This is a genomic window from Kosakonia sp. S42 (assembly GCF_016624785.1).
Lineage (GTDB): Bacteria > Pseudomonadota > Gammaproteobacteria > Enterobacterales > Enterobacteriaceae > Kosakonia > Kosakonia cowanii.
Genome location: NZ_JACVTW010000004.1, coordinates 213,255 through 231,140, shown reverse-complemented (window position 1 = coordinate 231,140; position 17,886 = coordinate 213,255). Strand labels below are relative to the sequence as shown.

The following is a 17,886-nucleotide window of genomic DNA, read 5'->3' as shown; positions in this document are numbered from 1 at the left end:
GTTTGTACCACCGAAGTCCTGGAGAAGTATATGCAGCAAATTTTTGCTTTTTTTATGTTAATTGTTCCCGTCGCTCTGTTTTGGAGGCTAATGAGATCCTTCTATAAATCATTACGTCATCCGAAAAAAATCATTACGGAGAGCAACGGGCTAAGAAAAATTTCCACGCCACCGTCATTGTTCGGTTTATTCGCATCTCGCACGCTCTATTACTACGACGATGCGTTTTTTTATCAGATTAAGGAAACGGTGAAGCTTAAAGTTCCGCTTGCAAAAATAGTACGGGTGAAGCCCGGCTACATGAGAGTCAATAACAGACGAAACTGGGTGGTGACATGGCAGAGCGATGGCGCGGAAAAACAGGTCAGCTTTTATCACAACATTACCCTCTTCAACCATAATTTCGCTGATTTTTTACGCGCGGTTAAAGAAGCGAATCCTCAAGCAGAAGTGAAAGAAATCTCCTCTTCTTCACTCTGAATAAATATCCGATTTCTCTGTTCCTGGCGGGCATTACGCCCGCTTTGCTTGAGGCTTGACAGATTATTGCTTTGCAGTGTTTAGTCCGGTTTCAGCCAGGTATTTCGCCAGCCCTGCAATGACTTCAGGGAAGTCTGCGCTGATGCCTTCGCCGAAAGCCTGCGCATTCGGGCCTTCTGTGCTGATGGCATAGACAACCCGGCTCTGGTCGCCGCTTAAGGGTTCAATCCGGTGTTCCACAACGACGCGGGTTTGATCCACCCAGGTCTCATCAATAAAGTATTTTCCGTCGCAGACATCCACGAGCTGGCTGCGGATGCTGTCACCGTCCGGCAGTTCCATCGTGAACCAGCTTCCTGTTACAAATGGCCCCTCGGCGTGAATGGCTTTCACGCCTGGATTCCAGCGCTTCCAGTTCGCTGTGTCGGTAAATGCCTGCCATATCGCTTCAGGGCTGCTGTCGATGGTGAGCGTATAGGCGTGATTCCAGACGTTATCGGTGCTCATATTTTTCTCGTTAGATTTAGGAAATGAATAGTACCCGCTATACCTATAATCCAGTGCCGCTCACCAGGTCAAACCACCTGTCGCTGTCAGGCGCTGTTAATACAAAAATCACCGCAGCGGAGTGAGGCTTTATGCCCGCCACCCGGCTGCGGTGTGCGCCATTTATTCAGCAAACTTCAGCAGCGCGTCGCCATCAAGGCGGTAGCGTACCCATTCAGATTGCGGCAGCGCGCCGATGCTCAGGTAAAAATCAATGGCCGGCTGGTTCCAGTCGAGCACGCTCCACTCAAGGCGGCCGCAGCGGCGCTGCACGGCATATTGCGCAATCTGTTTCAGCATCGCTCTGCCCGCGCCCTGGCCGCGATAATCCGGGGAGATATAGAGATCTTCCATATAGATACCGTTGCGGCCAAGCCAGGTGGAGTAGCTGGTGAAGAAGACGGCATAGCCGACGATGTTACCCGCGATTTCACAGATTAACGCTTCGGTATTGCTGCCCGCGCCAAAAAGCGTCTCGCGGATCTCATCGGGGGTGGTGACCACCTCTTGCGGCGCTTTTTCATACACGGCAAGCTCATAAATCATGTCGTAAATAGCGGATGCGTCTTCCGGGCAGGCCGGGCGAATGGTAAGGCTCATCGGGTTTCCTGTTGGTTTGGTCAAGAGGTGAGATTGCTGGCGCTAAGCATAAGGGGTATCGTCTGAAGAATTAAGTGCAATGAAATCACACAATGATGAATATTATGCATCCGGCGCTGCGGCGTCTTGATCTCAATCTGCTGCCGGTTTTTGATGCCGTGTACCGTTACCGTTCGGTGCGCCTTGCGGCGGATGAACTGGCGATGAGCACCTCGGCGCTAAGCCATGCGCTCTCACGGCTGCGCACCGCGCTCAACGATCCGCTCTTTTACCGGGAAGGGCACCGCATGTGCCCCAGCGTCTATGCCACCCAGCTCGCGCCCTCGATCGCCTCGGCGCTGAAATTCCTTAATCAGGAGCTGACGCCGCAGCCGGAGTTCTCACCCGCTACTACGACGGAGCGTTTGCAGATCGCCATCACCGATTTCACCGCCTTCTGCATCTTCCCCGCGCTGATGGAGAAACTGCAATACGACGCGCCCGGTCTCGGTTTTGACCTGATCTATCTCCCGCACAGCCCGGCGCTCACTGAATTACTGGCCGGAGAGATCGATCTGGCGCTGGGCTTCAGCACGCCGGATGAAGCTCGCCATCCGGAGCTGGATGAGATCGACTGGTTCAGGGATGAGTATGTCGTTATCAGCAATCAAAGCCGCTCCGCGCTGACGCTTGAGGATTATCTTGCCGCGCGGCATCTGGTGGTGACGCCGTGGAATGAGAAGCAGGGAGTGATTGATTTACAGCTTGAGCAGATGGGGTACACGCGGCAGATAGCGCTTAAAACGCCGTCGATGCTGAGCGCGCCGTTTATCGTCGCCCGGAGCGACTTGCTGATGGCGATCCCGCGTTTTGCCGCCGAGAAAGTGATGCCCGCCGTGGATATCACGCTCTTTGCCCTACCTTTCGACATCGCGCCGTTTGAAGTGAAGATTTACTCCCATAAACGCAGCGGTAAGCGAGGCGCGACAAGCTGGTTGCAGGCGACGCTGCAAACGCTGGCGCAGGAGATAAAAAGCGGGCGGTGAAACAGGGGGAGGAGAGGACGCCGCCTGGCGATGCGGGCGGCGTCTGAGTCGACGGCTCAGAACGGGTTCATTCTGAGCAGCAGACGATTACTGCGTTTTGAAGACGGCAACCAGCTGGCGCAGGCGCGCCGCGCGCTCGGCGAGATCGTCTGCCGAAGAGGCTGACTGCTGAACCAGCCCGGCGTTCTGTTGCGTCACCTGATCCATCTGGCTTACCGCGATATTAATCTGCGACACCCCGGAGCTCTGTTCGGCAGAAGAGGCGGAGACTTCGTTGATCAGCATTGAGGTCTGCTCAATTGCGCTGACGCTCTGCTTCACTTTGTCACCGGCGTTTTCCGCCATCTTAATGCCCGACTGCGCATCGCTCACCGAGTTTTCAATCAGCTCTTTGATCTCTTTCGCCGCCACAGCGGAACGCTGCGCCAGGGCTCTCACCTCGGAGGCGACAACGGCAAACCCTTTACCGTGCTCGCCCGCGCGGGCCGCTTCAACTGCGGCGTTCAGCGCCAGGATATTGGTCTGGAAGGCGATACCATCAATCACCGCGATGATCTCTTCAATCTGACCGGCGCTGTTGCTGATCTTGTGCATCGAGGCCAGCACAGACTCCATCGCTTCACCGCCAAGCAGTGCGGCACTGGTTGCCGAGCCTGCCATCGACGCGGCATGGCGGGTGTTGTCCGCATTCTGCTGAATAATCGAGGCGAGCTGCTCCATACTGGCGGCAGTCTGCGCCAGCGAAGCGGCCTGCTCCTCGGTGCGTGAAGAGAGATCGCTGTTGCCGCTGGCGATCTCTTCAGAGGAGGTCGCAATGGTCACGGCGTTGTTTTTAATATCATTCACCAGCGATGAGAGGTGTTCGCTCATCTTCATCAGGGACTGCAACAGCGCGCTCATCTCATTACTGCCGGTGACGGCAATACGGGAGGTGAGATCGCCAGTTGCCACTTCCTGCGCGATGCGCGCCGCTTCATTAACCGGGCCGGTAATCGAGCGGATGATAAATACCGTCAGGGCAATGCCCAGCAGAGCGCTAAAGATCAGCACCGCCAGCAGGGTGATCTGTGCGCTACGCTGCGCCGAAATCTGTTTAGTTAACTGCTGCGAGAGCTCATCGCTCATGCCGTTACCCAGCACGGTGAAGTTGTTAATGGCTTCGGTAAAGATCGCCACATACTCCGTCGGTGCCATCGCCGGGCGCGAATGGGTAATAAAGATTTCGCGGGCAGTAGAGAGCGCCTGCGCAGCGCCCTGAACGGCACCTTCCGTTTTACGGCCAAACAGGTTGCGAATCTCTTCGTTACCGCCCAGGTATTTCTTCATGCCGACGTCAAACAGCTGCAGCGCTTTTTCGCCGTTGCCAATCTGAAACTCCATACGGGCATTGTCGGTCTCGCTGATGCCATCTTTCTTCGCCAGCAGGGAGGTGCCGCTGGCGCGGATTTGGCCCAGGGTCTCGGTCAGCTCCGGCAGGTGAAAGAGCGCCGCCGTAATCAGTTGCGAGGTATCTAAATCAGGATCCAGCGACAGGCCATAAAAATCCAGCACGTCGATATTAAAGTCCAGCAGGCTGCGGATAAGCGCAGCATGAGAGACCAGGCTTTCCGGCGCGGTCAGGCTGCGGCTGTCGATCTGGTTTTGCAGCGCCTGCCACTGCTGATTGACCTTATCGAGCTGCTGTAAAGGGTGTGCCTCCGGGCTTTCAGCGGCGATATCTTTTCTGATCTCATCAGCCAGCACATTGATCTGGTCACGCAGCGCAATACGCGGCGGATAAGCAGGGTTCCCTTGCGTAACCGCAATAGCGGACTCGGCGCGGTGGCGCTGGATCAGGTTAAGCAGCTTCAACAATTTTTTCTCAACCGGAATCGCCTTCAATTCAACCTGTTTGGCCTGCACTTTCTGGCTGCTTTCATTTACAAATAAAGCAGTCGGCAGTGCAAAGAGGAGAAGCGAAATGATACCCAGCACCATAAACTTCGTGGAGAGGTTAATTTTATTTAAGAGGTTTTTCATTTTTACCCTGGTGATTGTAATGTTTTAAATGGCATCAATAAAATGGTTAATGCGCTCACGATAAAAATTACCCCTATATTTCGGGGGTTTTAATTTAAAGAAATCTGGCGACAGGGGAATTATAGGTACACATTGTTAATTGTCCATGAAGTAAATTGTTTAAATTTTCTAATTAAAATGAATATTTAATTTTTATTAAAATCAGTTAGTTGTGCCTGCTGATTGGCAAGGGTTGACCGAAAGGGTTCACTTCGCTTAATGGTTTATTTTTATTTGGCAAAAAGCATAAAGTTTTCATTTCTCTTGCCGATAATCATCCCTTTAATTTTATTTTCTGGGGTTTAATAATTGAATAATAAGTCGGCTGGTGATTATATTTATGATAATGAGTCGCAATCAGAAAATAAGCTTACGCAAAGTAATGCTATTTAATAATAATTACTAAATTATTTTTCTATATTAGCTACAATAAATTATTAACCCATTATTAATGGGGTTATAGGTGTGAAAAATATTTTATGGCGGTGAATTAAGTAAACGCCGCGCAATGCGGCGTCATTTAAACTCGCTCAACGACTTCAAACTCTTCCGCCACCAGCTCCATCTCTTCAGAGAAGATCCCGGCTGCGCTGAAAAAGCGCTGATGCTCTTTGCGCCAGTATTCGAGGCTTAAGTCGCCTTCACCCTCTTTACGGGCAAACGCTTCGGTGACATCACAAAAGCGCGTCAGGCGCAGCGAGATGATGCGGATCACGCACACCGGCTCATCCTGGCCGTTAAGAATAATATTGTAACTGCCCAGTTTGGGCGCGGGATCTTCTGCCTGCCAGCAAGAGAATGCACCGCAGGAGGCGGTTTTGATGCCGCTGGCGACTAACGTTGCCAGTTCATCAGCTAGCGCCGGGCTGTCGCCGATCTGCCACGCCTGCGCGCCGGGGTACTTTGCTTTTAATTGTTCGAGCGTGCTCATCATAAAACCTTTTTTAACAGTCTGTTAACGGTTGACGATAGCACGTCTTGATGCGCAATGAATGCGCCGAAAATTGGGGGGGGCAGGGAACGCGCCGACGGATTAAGCCAGCGCGTTCAGGAAAGAGAGAAGAGTGAAGTTATTTCAGCTCAGCCCAAGAAAATACTGGGCAATTTTGAAGTAGATAATCAGGCCGGTGCCGTCTATCAGCGTGGCAATAAACGGCGCGGAGACCACCGCCGGATCGATACCGACGCGTTTAATCACCATCGGGATCACGGAGGAGACTACCGCGCTCCAGAGCGTAATGCAGAGCAGCGTCAGGCTAACAATTAAGGTGATCTCCGGGCCAATGCCCATCATCCATGCGCGCAGGCATCCGGCAGCGGCAAGGGTGACGGCAATCATCAGCGCGGTAGTCATCTCTTTACGGATCACCCGGCCCATGTCGGCCATCCTGACTTCGCCCAGCGCCATCGCACGCACCAGCGTAGAGGTGATTTGCGTTCCGCTATTGCCCCCCGTGCCGATCAGCAGCGGAATGAAGAACGCCAGCGCAATCGCCGATTCCAGCGCCTCTTCAAAGTGCTGGATCACGCTGCTGGTATAGGCTTCTGCAACAAACAGCAGTAATAGCCAGAGCGCGCGTTTTTTCCATAACCCGACCGGGCTTATCTCCAGATACGACTTCTCCAGCGGCAAGGTTGCACCCTGGCGCTGGGCATCCTCTGTCGCTTCATCGGCAAGCAGGTGGGCAATCTCTTTCTCTGCCAGGCAGCCAACCAGCCTGCCGTGCTCTGTGACCGGAATCAGTGTCATCCCCCGGCTTTCGATCAGCCGGGCGGTTTCATGGCGCGTATCATCAGGCGCGGCGTGAACCAGATCGCTGGTCATTAAAGAGGTGATGGGCTTCGCGACATTCTCCTCCTGCAACAGCGCTCTGATGGGCAGAGCGCCGCGCAGCATCGCACCGCATACGATAAACACGTATGTCGGAAAATAGTCATCGCTAATCTGTTGCAGAAATGTCGAGCGACCCTCTTCAACGGTCAAATCGTCAGAGAGTGCAATAAAGTCGGCAGACATATAGTGGGCAAGCTTATCGCTAGCCTGATGCGCCTCTGGATAGTGTGCGCCGTGAGTATAAATATGTGACATACAACGTTCCCTATAGAAAACTGCTTACAGGGCGAACAAAACAGGAAGATATAGAAGAAGATCCCTACGTCCCGGTTTTAGCACTGAGCAACGTATCCGCGATAAACACGCCGGAAGTTACCTTGGCAACACCTTGATTCGATGGATGCCTGTATTTCCCTGTGTGGTCTCTCTCGACACCATCAGGGCGGTAACTTGTTTTTGCTCAGGAGCCTCGCCATAACAAGATCGAACTGCGGGCGGGAGTATACCCCTATATTTAAGGGGGGTTAATGTGAACGTGCAGATGATTGAGGGAGTGTTTAAGTTCGCAAAAACGTTCCTGAATGAGACGATAAATACAAAAAGTTTGCCGTTTGGCTTAAGCGGCTGAAGCCGCGCCACTCAAGCCTTCCGGCTCCTGCAGACAGCCGTCCAGGTGTGTAAGCGTTTAAAATAATTAAACTTAAACGTTGCCAAAAGAAATTTGCTGTGTCTTAATAGCGCCATCGGTTTGGAAGACAGACCTTATGAAAGCAGTTTTAGTAAAGCAGTCCTCAGTTCAAGAGTTATCCAAAGATACCCTTCTTCGTGAGCCTCCTCCTAAGTGCCAAATAAGATACTCTCTAATTACAGGCCATTATCGCCGCGCTAAGTGGCTCATCTATTAAGGAATTATCTATGTCTAATAAAATGACTGGTTTAGTAAAATGGTTCAACTCTGATAAAGGTTTTGGCTTTATCACTCCGGACGACGGCAGCAAAGATGTATTCGTACACTTCTCTGCAATCCAGAGCGACAGCTACAAAACCCTGGATGAAGGTCAGAAAGTTTCCTTCACCATCGAAAACGGCGCTAAAGGCCCTGCAGCTGGCAACGTTACTGCCCTGTAAGCCGCGCTGATTATCAGCAAGCCTTACAACCGCGATGACGGCGATAGCCTGAGCAGTAAGCGCAACTGATAATGAAAAAAACCCGCCATGTGCGGGTTTTTTTATGCCTTCGTTTTACTCAACCTTACTTCTTCTTGCCCAGCATCGACTTTAAATCCGCAAACGGGTTGTAGGTCGCCGCGCCCACATCTTTTTGCGCATCCTCTCCCGCAATTACGTTAGTGCCATACTGATCCGCTTCGGTGTATTTCGAGTGCTCATGATCGTGGCAAAACAGACACAACAGCTCCCAGTTGCTGCCATCTTCCGGGTTATTGGTGTGATCGTGATCGATATGATGAACCGTCAATTCACGCAGGTTTGAGTAAACAAACTCCCGCGAGCAGCGCCCGCATACCCACGGATAGATTTTGAGTGCTTTCTCACGATAGCCGCTTTCCAGCCGCGCGTAGTTTTTAGGGATTAAAGCCATTACCGACATTACCTGTGTTTTAGAAGAGGGTATTTGTTGACGCAGGCTAGCCTGCCAGGCCTGCGAGTTCAACCTATTCTCTTCGCCTGGGCGCAACCTTCTTACCCGCGATAGCTTCCGCCATACTCTACCGGCACCAGATCGCCGCGCGCCGCGCCGCTTTTTATCAGCGCCAGGATCTCGTGGGCGACCTGTTCCGGCGCGTGGATAAACGACGCGCTCTGCGCTTCCTGCGCGCTGGCCTGCCCTTGGCCCGTCTTCACCGCGTGGTAAAATTCGCTGCGCGTCATAAAGGGTAGCAGGGTGGAAACGGCGATCCCCGCGTCTGCTAGCTCAAGGCGCGCAACGTCGGAGAGCATATTGAGCGCCGCTTTCGAACTGGTGTAGGCCGCTGAACCAGGCCATGCCGCCAGCGTTGCGCCGGAACTGATATTAATAATGCTGCCCGCGCCCTGCTGGCGCATAGCAGGGATCACGGCCTGCATCATCATCAGCGGGGCGACGAGATTGAGATCCAGCAGTGCCTTAAAATCCGTCTCCGTAATCTCATCAATCGCGGCGTACAATCCTTGCCCGGCGTTATTCACCAGCACATCAATTCTGCCGAAAGTGGCAAGCGTGCTCTCAATTGCCCGCTTTACCTCCTCCGGGCGCGTTACGTCACACGCCACAGCGAGCGCATTACCGCACTCCGCCGCCAGCGCATCTAATCGCGATTTGCGCCGCGCGAGCAGCACCATGCGGGCACCCGCCTGCGCCGCAGCGCACGCGGTCGCTTCACCAATCCCGGAGGATGCGCCGGTAATAACCACAACTGCGTTCTTAATCTCCATCGATCCCGTCCTCTTTTGCGAACATTGCCAAAAGAGTAGCCACTCAGCGTTTGCCCTGCGGCCACAATCCTGTCTACTATTTGCCTGATTATGCTTTTATGCTGCCAGTCTCAGGGTGCGGAAAATGAAGAGGGGTGAGATGAACGCGTTACTCAATGCGCTGCGCCATCAGGTGGCAGAGCAAGCAGGGGAGGGGATGACAAGCACCCTGATTCCCCGTGTCGACCTCTTTAAAGTCACGCGGCCTTCAGCGCTGCCCGCCGAGGTCTATCCCCCCTTTATTAGCCTGATTGTGCAGGGAGAAAAAACGCTGCGCGTAGGTGATCGGCTTCTTACTTATTCAGCCGGGCAGGCCTTTAGCGCCTCTTTTGATCTGCCCGCAACGGGTTATATCCCTGCGGCAAGTGAGGCAGAGCCCTATCTGGCGGTGCGCCTGACCCTCGATTTCACTCTTCTTGGCGACCTGCTGCACCAGATGCCGCTTAGCGCAGAAGTTCCTACCGCCCCGGCATTTGCTATCGGCACAGTTAGTGAGGCACTGTTAGATGCCTGGCTGCGCATGGTGCGCCTCAGCGATCGGCCAGAGGAGATAAAGGTGATGGCCCCGTTGCTGGAGCGCGAAATCCTTTTTCGCACTCTGAAAGGGCCGCAGGGAGAGAGCCTGCGCCAGGCGGTGGATATTCAGAGCCATTTCTCGAAGCTGCGTGCGGCAATCGCTTTTATACGAGCCCACTCTGCTTCGCCGCTGCGTATTGCCGAGCTGGCGCGTCTTGCGGGAATGAGTCTTTCTGTTTTTCACCGGCGCTTCAAAGCCAGCACCGGCCTGACGCCGTTGCAGTACCAGAAGCAGCTACGGCTATATGAAGCGCGGAGCTTGCTGTTATACCGACCCGGCAACGTCGCCGCAGTTGCCGCGCAGGTTGGCTATCAAAGCCTGACGCAGTTTACCCGTGAATACGCGCGCCTTTTCGGCAAGCCGCCAGCGCGCGATAGCAAAAATCTCAGGCAAGCAGCAGGGGCAAATTAGCGCCTTCCCGGGGGATGAGAAGGCGCTTGCCGTTACTTAAACACTTTCTGCACAAACTCGGCGTAGGCCGGGCGCCAGACATCCATCTCATGATTGAGGCCCGGGTACATTTTGTAGTCGAAGTGGACGCCTTTGCTCTCCAGCTCCGTTTTCAGCCCGGCGATATCCTTGCCGGTAACGGAGTCTTTTTCGCCGACCACCACGGTGAAGTTGTGCAGCTGCTTATTCACCGCCTGCGCGTTATCAAGCTGGCGGGTAATTCCGGCATCCGGCACCGTTGCGGTGGTCACGCCGCTGAAGGTTGCCAGCCAGCCAAAGTGCTCAAGATGGTGCATACCGGAGTAGAGCGCCTGGAAACCGCCCTGCGATAAGCCCGCCAGCGCGCGCCCGTCGGCATCTTTGCGCACGTTAAAGCGGCTATCAACCAGCGGAATAATGTCCTGCATCAGTTCACGGTCAGCGGCCTGCGCATTCAACGGATAGAACGCCTTACGCCGCTCTTTCGGCGGGAAGTTCTCCGGGATCGCCGCAGCAATATCCCTCTCCGTATCCGGCACTACCACCAGCATCGGTTTGATTTTCCCCTCCGCCAGCAGGTTATCCATGATTTGCGGCAGGCGACCCTGGTCAATCGCCGACAGGCCGGTATCACCAAAGCCATGATAGAAGTAGAGCACCGGCAGCGGCTCGCCTTTGCCGTCATAACCCGGCGGTGTCCAGACATACATCCGGCGCTCGGCCCCCAGCGCTTTCGCGTGGTAGGTAACCGTCCGCAAATCGCCATGCGCCACCGCGCGATCGTCAAGCATCGAGCCCGGCACCAGAATCAAACTGGTGTTTACCTGGCGCTGTGGCTTCTGAAAACGGCTGCCGGTATCCACCGAGCGGAAGCCGTCAACGTCGAAGTAATACTCATAGAGGTTGGGTGTCAGCACCTCGCTTTTCCACGACCAGACGCCGCGCTCATCTTTACGCATATCATGTGAAACATAGCTGTCCGGGCTGGAGCCGGTTACCACCGAGACGCGCTTTGCGCCCGGTGCAAAAAGGCGAAAGGTGACGCTCTTATCAGCGTTGAGCTGCGTAATGTAGTGACTGACCGGCACCGATTGATCCGGCGTGACCGGAAGCGGCGCAGCCAACGCGGGCAGCGTCGAGGCACCGAGCAGGGCGGAAATAGCGAGTGTCAGGCAGGCGAGGTTTCGTTGCATTGTTGATCCTTTTTATCGTTATAGGGAGCATTCACCGGGCATCATGCGCTAAGCCCGGCGAACATCCGGTAAGGGATAAAAACAATACCATCTCCTGGGGCTGCGAACAGCCCGCTTAATCCGGAATGCAAACCCGGATGCGGTGGCCGTCCGGATCGCGGGCGACAAAGGTCCGGCCGAAAACCGCCTGCGCGGGCGGCAGCTCGATCTCAACGCCCAGCGCCAGCCACTGCTGGTAAAGCGCATCAACTGCCGCGCTATCCTGCACCATAAAACTCATCTCCATGCGGTTGCCTTCGCCACCGGAGAGAAAATCCGCGGCGTGGGTGGACCACAATCCGAGATTCAGCCCGTTGGCAAAAGAGAACGCCGCCCAGGTGGGCAGCACCACATCGGGCGCTTGCTGGAACAGCGTCTGGTAAAAATCGCTGCTGCGCTGTGGGTCGGAAACATAGAGGATGAATAAATTCGGTATCATTGGGCACTTCTCTCCTCAAGGTAATGGGGAGATGACTATCGCAGGGAGGAGTGACAAAACATGTCAGCATCAGGACCCGCGCGTGCCGGAAGATTGCTCGCGCTTTTGCAAATCCTTGCCCGCCACCGCTATCCGGTGAGCGGCGCAAGCCTGGCGGAGGAGCTGTCCATCAGCCTGCGCACGCTCTATCGCGATATCGCCTCGCTGCGCGCGCAGGGTGCGGATATTCAGGGCGAAGCGGGCACCGGTTATGTGCTTGCTCCGGGCTATCTTCTGCCGCCAATGATGTTTACCCCGGAGCAGCTGGATGCGCTGGCGCTCGGCCTGCGCTGGGTGGCGACCTATGGCGATGCGGAGATTGGTAAGGCGGCCAACGAGGTGGCGGGCAAAGTGATGCAGAGCATCCCGCCGCCGATGCAATCGCTGTTTGAACACGCCACGCTGCTGGTGGGAAGGGCAGAAACGGCGGTGGAAAGCGAGCACGTTGCCGGGCTGCGTGCTGCCATCCGGCGACAGTTGAAAGTGAGCATTCGCTATACCGACCGCCAGGGAAACCACCAGTGAGCGGGTGATCTGGCCTTTCGCCCTCGGCTACTTATCCCGCGATCTGCTGCTCGCCGCATGGTGCGAAACCCGCGGCGATTTTCGCCACTTCGCCGTGGCGCAGATTGAGAGCGTGCAGCAGCTTGCGTGCGCCGCTCCTCATTCGCGCCAGCGCCTGCTGCGCATGTGGCGCGAGGCGGGGCGCGATACGCTTGATGAGATCAGTGGCGCAGCGCCTGCGTTGCGCCTTGATAGTACGCCGTAAGCTTATCGAGAAACTGGCACAGAATATCGTTCATCTCGCGGTAATCATGGGCGCGCAGCGCGTCAGCCGTTTCGACAAAACGGAACTGCGCGGCGCGGCTCAGATCCGCTTCGGAGTGGGCGATAAGCTGCTCGACCACCTCAGGTGTTAGCTCCATATGGCACTGGAAGCCGAACACGCGATCGCTGTAGGCGACAATCTGGCGCGGGCACCCTTCACTGAAAGCGAGCACCTGCGCGTCTGCCGTCAGGCCCGGCATATCGTTATGCCAGTGCCCGACCGCCAGCGTTTCAGGGAAATGGGCAAACAGCGGGTGATTTTTGCCCGCCGCCGTCAGCGTAATGGGGAATTTACCGATCTCTTTCTCGGGGCTATGTGCGAAAGCTGCGCCCAGCGCCTCGCCAATTAATTGCGACCCCAGGCAGATGCCGATCACCGCTTTTCCGCCCGCGATCGCCGCAGCAATAAGCGCCTGCTCGGCACGGGCATCAAAATGGGGGCACTCCGCCTGCGTAGTATCCGGATCCTGAGGGCCGCCCATAACAATGAGCAGGTCAAAAGCGTCAGCCGTGGCCGGAAGCGCATCGCCCGCATAGACGCGGGAGTGGCTAACCGGGTAACCGCGCTGCTGCGCCCAGCTTTCATAGGCGCCGGGCGCTTCAAAACTTTCATGAATGATAAAATGAACCCGCATTGATGTTTGCTCCAGATTGCGATGGGGTGATATAACCCGGCCAATCATAAATGCAGGTTTTGAATCTCAAATGCCAAACAGCATAGATAAAGCGCCAAGACATGACGACGCCATTGGCTGGTCAAACCTCGCCAGAGGTTATCAACGCGGAGAGGTCGATCCGCCCCATTACCATCTGGAAGGGCAACTGCTGTTTGCCACCCGTGGCGTGTTGCTGGTAGAGACCGGCGAGCGCCGCTGGGTGATCCCGCCGCAGCGCGCGCTATGGCTGCCGCCGTTACAGGAGCATAGCTATACGCTGCTCTCGCAGACTGACCTGCGCACCCTCTACTTCAGCCGCTCGCTGATTGCGGAATGCAGCAACTTTACCAAGAGCGAACTGGTGCATGTGATTGGCGCGACGCCACTGGTGAAAGAGCTGATTGCGGGGTTGTTCAGCCATGAGTACAAAGCGCCAAGCCAGCGGAGAATGGCGCTGCTGTTGCTGGAAATCCTCAGCGAAACAGAACACCTTGCCGCTGAGCTTCCCCTGCCGCAGGACGAACGCCTCGCCCGCGCCGCCAATGAATTACTGCTCGGTCAGCGCTGGGACGCGTCGCTAAGCGATCTGGCCCATATTGCAGCGATGTCGGAACGCACCTTTTCGCGCCAGTTTATCCGCGATACCGGTTTTAGCTTCAGAAGCTGGAAGCAGCGGGCACGCATCTGCGCTTCGCTGGATCTGCTCTCTAACGGCATTCCGGTGAAGCAGGTCGCTTACCAGCTCGGCTTTTCCTGTCCCACCGCTTTCACCGCGGCCTTCCGGGCGATTCTTGGCGCAACGCCGCACGAGTTTTTGCCCTGATCTGCTTGCCATTACTCTCTACCCGGCTTCTTGCTGTTGTTGGGCATAAACCACCAGCCGAAGGTGGCGATCTTCGTCGATAATCAGCGTGGTGTGCTCGAACGGCACGGAACGCTCATCAATCCAAAAATGGCGCACGCCGTTGCACGGGGCGTGGACATCATGCTGCCGCCACCAGCCGCTGAACTCAGGCGACACGCGCTCCAGCTCCTCTACCAGTTCGACAATATCGGTGCTCTGGCTGGCGCGGGCGAAGTCGCGGCGAAAGCTCGACAGCATCAGCGGAGCCTGCTGATGCCAGGCGACAAAACGCTCCTGCAGCAGCGGATCGGTGAACAGCAGCCAGAGCAGGTTACGCCGCTCGGGCGCGTGGCGACTGAAGCCGAAAAGCCTATCCGCCGGGGCGTTAAAGCCCAGCACATCCCAGCGCAGGTTGAGTACAAAGGCGGGGTGGGGGAGATCGTGCATCAGGCGGCGCACCAGCGGCGGCAATACGCACCAGGTTTTGCCCGGTTCGGCCGGTGGGCGCGCGTGGGTGAGCATAAAGAGATGACGGCGCTCGGCCGCATCGAGTTTCAGCACCCGCGCGAGGTTGTCGAGAAACTGCGCCGAGACGCCAATATCGCGCCCCTGTTCAAGCCAGGTGTACCAGGTTAAACCGACCCCGGCCAGCGCCGCCACCTCTTCGCGCCGCAGCCCCGGCGTGCGGCGTCGGTTGCCGCTCGGCAGGCCGACATCGGCGGGCGACAGGCGCTGGCGGTGCGCGCGTAAAAAGGCTGCCAGATCGGGGCGGGTTCGTTCCAGAGTTCGCATCTCGGCTCTCGTTGCTAAAAGTAATAGTATAAATGGTTAAATTGTAACGGCTTAATGAAGCAGGGAGAATCGTCGCACACTCCGCTGATAATGGAAATGCGTTATGAAATCCTCTTCTTGTGCTGCGATCCCCTGCGATCGCACTCCCGCCGCCGCACCGCCGTGGGCAGGCTTAGCCGTGCTGCTGCTGGCAGGCTTTGTCACCATTTTCGATCTCTTTGTGGTTAACGTCGCCATCCCGAGTATGCAGAGCGGGCTGGGTGCCAGCTTCGCGCAAATCAGCTTTATCGTCGCAGGCTACGAGCTTGCCTTTGGCGTATTGCTGATCACCGGCGGGCGGCTTGGCGATCGCTTTGGTCGCCGTCGCCTCTTTGTCTTAGGTATGGCGGGCTTTACCCTCGCCTCGGCACTCTGTGGCCTGGCACCAGGCAGCGAGACGCTGATCGCCGCCCGCGTGTTGCAGGGGCTCGCAGCGGCGCTGCTCTTCCCGCAGGTCTACGCCTCGATTCGCGTTAACTTTGACGGTAATGACCGACGCCGCGCGTTTGGCCTGCTCGGCATGACGCTGGGGCTGGCGGCGATTGCCGGGCAAGTGTTGGGGGGAGCATTGATTCACGCCGATCTCTTTGGCCTGGGCTGGCGCACCATCTTTCTGATTAATATCCCGGTTGGCGTGATTGCCATCGTTGCGGCTCGCGCTATTCCCGAATCTTTCGCGCCGCAAAAACCGCTGCTCGACGGGCGCGGCGTGCTGCTGATTAGCACCGCGCTCGCACTGTTACTGGTGCCGTTGATCGAGGGGCCAACCCAGGGCTGGCCCGCGTGGACGCTCTGCTCACTGGGTGCGGCAGCGGCGATGTTAGTACTCTTTTATCGCCAGCAGGAGCGGCGTCGGATTGCAGGGTTATGGCCGCTGGTGGATATGCGTTTGCTGGCGCAACGCCATGTCGCGCTCGGTGTGGTGCTGGTGCTGCTGGTCTACTCCACCTCCAGCTCCTTCTTTCTCTGCTTTGCTCTGCTGGTGCAAAACGGGTTTGGGCTGGACCCGTTACAGGCAGGGCTGATTTTTGCACCCTGTAGCGTCGGTTTTGTGCTGGCATCACTCGCTGCACCGAGGCTGGTGGCGCGCTGGGGGATCCGGGCGATTATCGGCGGGGCGCTGATCTACGCGCTGTTTATTGCCGCGCTGATTGCCCAGGTGGCGATGGCGGGGGCGCAGCTGAACCCCGTTACCCTGATCCCGGTGCTGGTGATTGTCGGTGCCGGGCAGGGAGCGATCATGACGCCGCTGCTCAATCTGGTGCTCGGCTACGTTGACGAAGCGCAATCCGGCATGGCGTCCGGCATCATCTCTACCGTCCAGCAGGTCGGTGCCGCGCTGGGCGTAGCGGTAGTGGCGATGCTGTTCAACAACGCCCTGAGCAATGCCGGGCCAGTTGCGCAGGCGGGGCAGTATGCGTCGGCGTTTGTCGCGGGCATGCTCTGTAATCTGGCCGTCTCGGTGGCGATCTGCCTGCTGTTACTGGCGCTGGGCACGCAGCGGCGGGCAGTGTAGGGCAGCCCGCCGGGGCGAGTGCATCACGCTTTCTCCTGCCGCTCTTTTTGCACTTTGCGCAGCAGCAGCCACATTCTGACGGTGCGCACCGCCACATTGCGCGCGGCGGCGCTGGGCGGCAGCGGATCGGGGGTGGGGGCGTGGTGGGAGAATTTAAACGGCGCGCTGCCGTTGAGGGTCAGATTGGCGACAATCGCCGTCAGCGTGCCGATGGTGATGCCGCTGTGCAGAAACAGCTGCACCGTTGGTGGAAACTGGGTAAAGAGCGTCGGCACCAGCACCGGCATCATCCCCAGCCCGAGCGTCAGCGCCACCACCATACCGTTATTGTTATTGCGATAATCGACCTGCCCGAGGGTGCGAATGCCCGAGACGGCAACCATGCCGAACATCACAATCCCCGCGCCGCCCAGCACCGGTTTGGGGATTAACACCACCAGCGCCGCCAGTTTGGCAAACAGCCCCATCAGCATCAAAATCACCCCCGACATGGCAACAACAAAACGGCTGCGCACGCCGGTGAGGCCGATAAGCCCGACGTTTTGCGCAAAGGCGGCATAGGGGAAGAGGTTAAACAGCCCGCAGATCGTGGTTGCCAGCCCGCAGGTGTTAAGGCCGTTACGCAGCATCCGTGCATCGACGTTTTTACCGACAATATCGCCGGTCGCCATCATCGACGACATCGTTTCCACCATTACTACTACCATCACCATCGATAGCAGGGCGACGGGCAGCAGGTGAAACTCCGGTTTCGCAAATGGCAGCGCCTGCGGCAGATGCAGCCAGGGCGTCGCTTGCACCAGCTGAAAATCGAGCGGTTTAAACACGCTCCACAGCAGCGTGCCGACCACCAGCCCAATCAGCACCGAGGTGTTTTTAATCACCCCGGAGGCGAAGGTGTAGATATTGAGGATCACCACCAGCGTCACGGCGGCCATCAGGAGCGAAATCAGGTCGCCAAAGCCATGCATATCGCTTGCGCCGCCGCCGACCCAGCCACCGGCGACGGGCAGAATCGACAGGCCGATAAGCGTGACGATACTGCCCATCACCACTCTGGGAAAAAAGCGGATCAGCTTACTGATCCACGGCGCGCAGCAGAGGATAAAGATCCCCGAGATAATCACCGCCCCGGAGATGCCGCCGAGGCCATACTCCTTCCCAATCAGCACCATTGGGATTAGTGCTGCGAAGGTGCAGCCCTGGATCAGCGGCAGCCGACAGCCAAGCCACTGCGTCACCCCCAGCGACTGCATCAGCGTTGCGCCGCCGCAAATAAACAGATCGGCGCTGATAAGCAAAATAATCTGTTCTGCCGGCAGCCCGACCGCGTTGCCCACCACTAGCGGCACCGCCACCGCACCGGCATACATCACCAGCACATGTTGCAGGCCATAAAAAAACATCTGCGTAACGGGCAGAACCTCATCAACGGACGCGGTCGATGCCGCCATAGCACTCTCTTTCATGAGTTCTCTCT

General features: G+C 56.6%; 20 protein-coding genes and 1 riboswitch. Of the genes, 8 read left to right on the top strand and 12 right to left on the bottom strand.

All coding sequences use genetic code 11. From position 1 onward, the window contains the following. Window positions 1–30: 30 nt before the first annotated feature. Window positions 31–480, top strand: coding sequence for a hypothetical protein (locus IAE50_RS08260; protein WP_232045304.1), 450 nt, complete (start codon window positions 31–33; stop codon window positions 478–480). A gap of 63 nt (window positions 481–543) precedes the next feature. On the opposite strand, the gene IAE50_RS08255 is transcribed toward IAE50_RS08260, so the two are convergent. Together IAE50_RS08255 and IAE50_RS08250 are read right to left on the bottom strand one after the other, a co-directional pair. Further along, window positions 544–987, bottom strand: coding sequence for an SRPBCC family protein (locus IAE50_RS08255; protein WP_200580009.1), 444 nt, complete (start codon window positions 985–987; stop codon window positions 544–546). A 162-nt stretch (window positions 988–1,149) separates the two neighbouring features. Further along, window positions 1,150–1,626, bottom strand: coding sequence for a GNAT family N-acetyltransferase (locus IAE50_RS08250; protein ID WP_200580008.1), 477 nt, complete (start codon window positions 1,624–1,626; stop codon window positions 1,150–1,152). A 92-nt stretch (window positions 1,627–1,718) separates the two neighbouring features. Here IAE50_RS08250 and IAE50_RS08245 point away from each other — a divergent pair, with 92 nt between their 5' ends. After that, window positions 1,719–2,651 carry a LysR family transcriptional regulator gene (locus IAE50_RS08245; RefSeq protein ID WP_200580007.1) on the top strand — a complete coding sequence of 311 codons (933 nt, stop codon included), beginning with the start codon at window positions 1,719–1,721 and terminating at the stop codon, window positions 2,649–2,651. 87 nt (window positions 2,652–2,738) lie between these two features. Here IAE50_RS08245 and IAE50_RS08240 read toward each other — a convergent pair whose 3' ends face one another. The 3 genes from IAE50_RS08240 to IAE50_RS08230 all read right to left on the bottom strand — a co-directional run bounded on the left by IAE50_RS08240 (window position 2,739) and on the right by IAE50_RS08230 (window position 6,798). Further along, window positions 2,739–4,670 carry a methyl-accepting chemotaxis protein gene (locus tag IAE50_RS08240; protein ID WP_200133403.1) on the bottom strand — a complete coding sequence of 644 codons (1,932 nt, stop codon included), beginning with the start codon at window positions 4,668–4,670 and terminating at the stop codon, window positions 2,739–2,741. 559 nt (window positions 4,671–5,229) lie between these two features. Beyond that, window positions 5,230–5,640, bottom strand: coding sequence for an ASCH domain-containing protein (locus IAE50_RS08235; RefSeq protein ID WP_200580006.1), 411 nt, complete (start codon window positions 5,638–5,640; stop codon window positions 5,230–5,232). Between the two features lie 144 nt (window positions 5,641–5,784). Then, window positions 5,785–6,798: a magnesium transporter gene (locus tag IAE50_RS08230; RefSeq protein ID WP_232045305.1), complete on the bottom strand. Its 1,014-nt coding sequence runs from the start codon at window positions 6,796–6,798 to the stop codon at window positions 5,785–5,787. Window positions 6,799–6,853: 55 nt separating this feature from the next. After that, window positions 6,854–7,032, bottom strand: a riboswitch (M-box (ykoK) riboswitch). A 426-nt stretch (window positions 7,033–7,458) separates the two neighbouring features. On the opposite strand from IAE50_RS08230, the gene cspA reads away from it, so the two are divergent. Continuing rightward, the gene (cspA, locus tag IAE50_RS08225) at window positions 7,459–7,671 is read left to right on the top strand and encodes an RNA chaperone/antiterminator CspA (RefSeq protein WP_023479762.1); all 213 of its coding nucleotides are present in this window, start codon (window positions 7,459–7,461) and stop codon (window positions 7,669–7,671) included. A 124-nt stretch (window positions 7,672–7,795) separates the two neighbouring features. Here cspA and yajD read toward each other — a convergent pair whose 3' ends face one another. Together yajD and IAE50_RS08215 are read right to left on the bottom strand one after the other, a co-directional pair. Next, window positions 7,796–8,143, bottom strand: coding sequence for an HNH nuclease YajD (gene yajD, locus IAE50_RS08220; RefSeq protein ID WP_023479696.1), 348 nt, complete (start codon window positions 8,141–8,143; stop codon window positions 7,796–7,798). A 101-nt stretch (window positions 8,144–8,244) separates the two neighbouring features. Next, window positions 8,245–8,976 carry an SDR family oxidoreductase gene (locus tag IAE50_RS08215; protein WP_200133402.1) on the bottom strand — a complete coding sequence of 244 codons (732 nt, stop codon included), beginning with the start codon at window positions 8,974–8,976 and terminating at the stop codon, window positions 8,245–8,247. A 139-nt stretch (window positions 8,977–9,115) separates the two neighbouring features. Between IAE50_RS08215 and IAE50_RS08210 the strand changes: the two genes are divergently transcribed. Beyond that, a complete protein-coding gene (locus IAE50_RS08210) occupies window positions 9,116–10,003 on the top strand; it encodes an AraC family transcriptional regulator (RefSeq protein ID WP_200133401.1) in 888 nt (295 codons plus the stop codon). Window positions 10,004–10,035: 32 nt separating this feature from the next. Here IAE50_RS08210 and IAE50_RS08205 read toward each other — a convergent pair whose 3' ends face one another. Both IAE50_RS08205 and IAE50_RS08200 read right to left on the bottom strand, forming a co-directional pair. Beyond that, window positions 10,036–11,214, bottom strand: coding sequence for an alpha/beta hydrolase-fold protein (locus IAE50_RS08205; RefSeq protein ID WP_200580005.1), 1,179 nt, complete (start codon window positions 11,212–11,214; stop codon window positions 10,036–10,038). A gap of 115 nt (window positions 11,215–11,329) precedes the next feature. Beyond that, window positions 11,330–11,692 carry a VOC family protein gene (locus IAE50_RS08200; RefSeq protein WP_200133399.1) on the bottom strand — a complete coding sequence of 121 codons (363 nt, stop codon included), beginning with the start codon at window positions 11,690–11,692 and terminating at the stop codon, window positions 11,330–11,332. A gap of 60 nt (window positions 11,693–11,752) precedes the next feature. Here IAE50_RS08200 and IAE50_RS08195 point away from each other — a divergent pair, with 60 nt between their 5' ends. Together IAE50_RS08195 and IAE50_RS25950 are read left to right on the top strand one after the other, a co-directional pair. Then, window positions 11,753–12,256, top strand: a complete 504-nt coding sequence (locus tag IAE50_RS08195) for a YafY family protein (protein WP_232045306.1) — start codon at window positions 11,753–11,755, stop codon at window positions 12,254–12,256. 4 nt (window positions 12,257–12,260) lie between these two features. Next, on the top strand, window positions 12,261–12,500 hold the full coding sequence (locus IAE50_RS25950) for a WYL domain-containing protein (RefSeq protein WP_232045307.1): 240 nt from the start codon (window positions 12,261–12,263) through the stop codon (window positions 12,498–12,500). Here IAE50_RS25950 and IAE50_RS08190 read toward each other — a convergent pair. Beyond that, entirely contained in the window at window positions 12,457–13,194 is a 738-nt protein-coding gene (locus tag IAE50_RS08190) for a type 1 glutamine amidotransferase (protein WP_200580004.1), read from the bottom strand. The two genes, IAE50_RS25950 and IAE50_RS08190, sit on opposite strands and share 44 nt — an antisense overlap. A 70-nt stretch (window positions 13,195–13,264) precedes the next feature. On the opposite strand from IAE50_RS08190, the gene IAE50_RS08185 reads away from it, so the two are divergent. Beyond that, window positions 13,265–14,038 carry a helix-turn-helix transcriptional regulator gene (locus tag IAE50_RS08185; RefSeq protein WP_200580003.1) on the top strand — a complete coding sequence of 258 codons (774 nt, stop codon included), beginning with the start codon at window positions 13,265–13,267 and terminating at the stop codon, window positions 14,036–14,038. A gap of 18 nt (window positions 14,039–14,056) precedes the next feature. Here the strand turns inward: IAE50_RS08185 and IAE50_RS08180 are convergent, their stop codons facing one another. Beyond that, complete coding sequence (locus tag IAE50_RS08180) at window positions 14,057–14,851, bottom strand: helix-turn-helix transcriptional regulator (protein WP_094421335.1); 795 nt, start codon at window positions 14,849–14,851, stop codon at window positions 14,057–14,059. 103 nt (window positions 14,852–14,954) lie between these two features. Between IAE50_RS08180 and IAE50_RS08175 the strand changes: the two genes are divergently transcribed. After that, entirely contained in the window at window positions 14,955–16,406 is a 1,452-nt protein-coding gene (locus tag IAE50_RS08175; protein WP_200580002.1) for an MFS transporter, read from the top strand. 23 nt (window positions 16,407–16,429) lie between these two features. On the opposite strand, the gene IAE50_RS08170 is transcribed toward IAE50_RS08175, so the two are convergent. Then, window positions 16,430–17,875, bottom strand: coding sequence for a nucleobase:cation symporter-2 family protein (locus IAE50_RS08170; protein ID WP_200580001.1), 1,446 nt, complete (start codon window positions 17,873–17,875; stop codon window positions 16,430–16,432). Between the last annotated feature and the right edge of the window lie 11 nt (window positions 17,876–17,886).

Coding starts and splice junctions, on each gene's coding strand:
- IAE50_RS08255 (WP_200580009.1), bottom strand. CDS start 987: ATGAGCACCGATAACGTCTGGAATCACGCCTATACGCTCACCATCGAC.
- IAE50_RS08240 (WP_200133403.1), bottom strand. CDS start 4,670: ATGAAAAACCTCTTAAATAAAATTAACCTCTCCACGAAGTTTATGGTG.
- IAE50_RS08200 (WP_200133399.1), bottom strand. CDS start 11,692: ATGATACCGAATTTATTCATCCTCTATGTTTCCGACCCACAGCGCAGC.
- IAE50_RS08230 (WP_232045305.1), bottom strand. CDS start 6,798: ATGTCACATATTTATACTCACGGCGCACACTATCCAGAGGCGCATCAG.
- IAE50_RS08195 (WP_232045306.1), top strand. CDS start 11,753: ATGTCAGCATCAGGACCCGCGCGTGCCGGAAGATTGCTCGCGCTTTTG.
- IAE50_RS08185 (WP_200580003.1), top strand. CDS start 13,265: ATGCCAAACAGCATAGATAAAGCGCCAAGACATGACGACGCCATTGGC.
- IAE50_RS08170 (WP_200580001.1), bottom strand. CDS start 17,875: ATGAAAGAGAGTGCTATGGCGGCATCGACCGCGTCCGTTGATGAGGTT.
- IAE50_RS08215 (WP_200133402.1), bottom strand. CDS start 8,976: ATGGAGATTAAGAACGCAGTTGTGGTTATTACCGGCGCATCCTCCGGG.
- IAE50_RS08245 (WP_200580007.1), top strand. CDS start 1,719: ATGATGAATATTATGCATCCGGCGCTGCGGCGTCTTGATCTCAATCTG.
- IAE50_RS08175 (WP_200580002.1), top strand. CDS start 14,955: ATGAAATCCTCTTCTTGTGCTGCGATCCCCTGCGATCGCACTCCCGCC.
- cspA (WP_023479762.1), top strand. CDS start 7,459: ATGTCTAATAAAATGACTGGTTTAGTAAAATGGTTCAACTCTGATAAA.
- IAE50_RS08190 (WP_200580004.1), bottom strand. CDS start 13,194: ATGCGGGTTCATTTTATCATTCATGAAAGTTTTGAAGCGCCCGGCGCC.
- IAE50_RS08180 (WP_094421335.1), bottom strand. CDS start 14,851: ATGCGAACTCTGGAACGAACCCGCCCCGATCTGGCAGCCTTTTTACGC.
- IAE50_RS08210 (WP_200133401.1), top strand. CDS start 9,116: ATGAACGCGTTACTCAATGCGCTGCGCCATCAGGTGGCAGAGCAAGCA.
- IAE50_RS08250 (WP_200580008.1), bottom strand. CDS start 1,626: ATGAGCCTTACCATTCGCCCGGCCTGCCCGGAAGACGCATCCGCTATT.
- IAE50_RS08260 (WP_232045304.1), top strand. CDS start 31: ATGCAGCAAATTTTTGCTTTTTTTATGTTAATTGTTCCCGTCGCTCTG.
- yajD (WP_023479696.1), bottom strand. CDS start 8,143: ATGGCTTTAATCCCTAAAAACTACGCGCGGCTGGAAAGCGGCTATCGT.
- IAE50_RS08235 (WP_200580006.1), bottom strand. CDS start 5,640: ATGAGCACGCTCGAACAATTAAAAGCAAAGTACCCCGGCGCGCAGGCG.
- IAE50_RS08205 (WP_200580005.1), bottom strand. CDS start 11,214: ATGCAACGAAACCTCGCCTGCCTGACACTCGCTATTTCCGCCCTGCTC.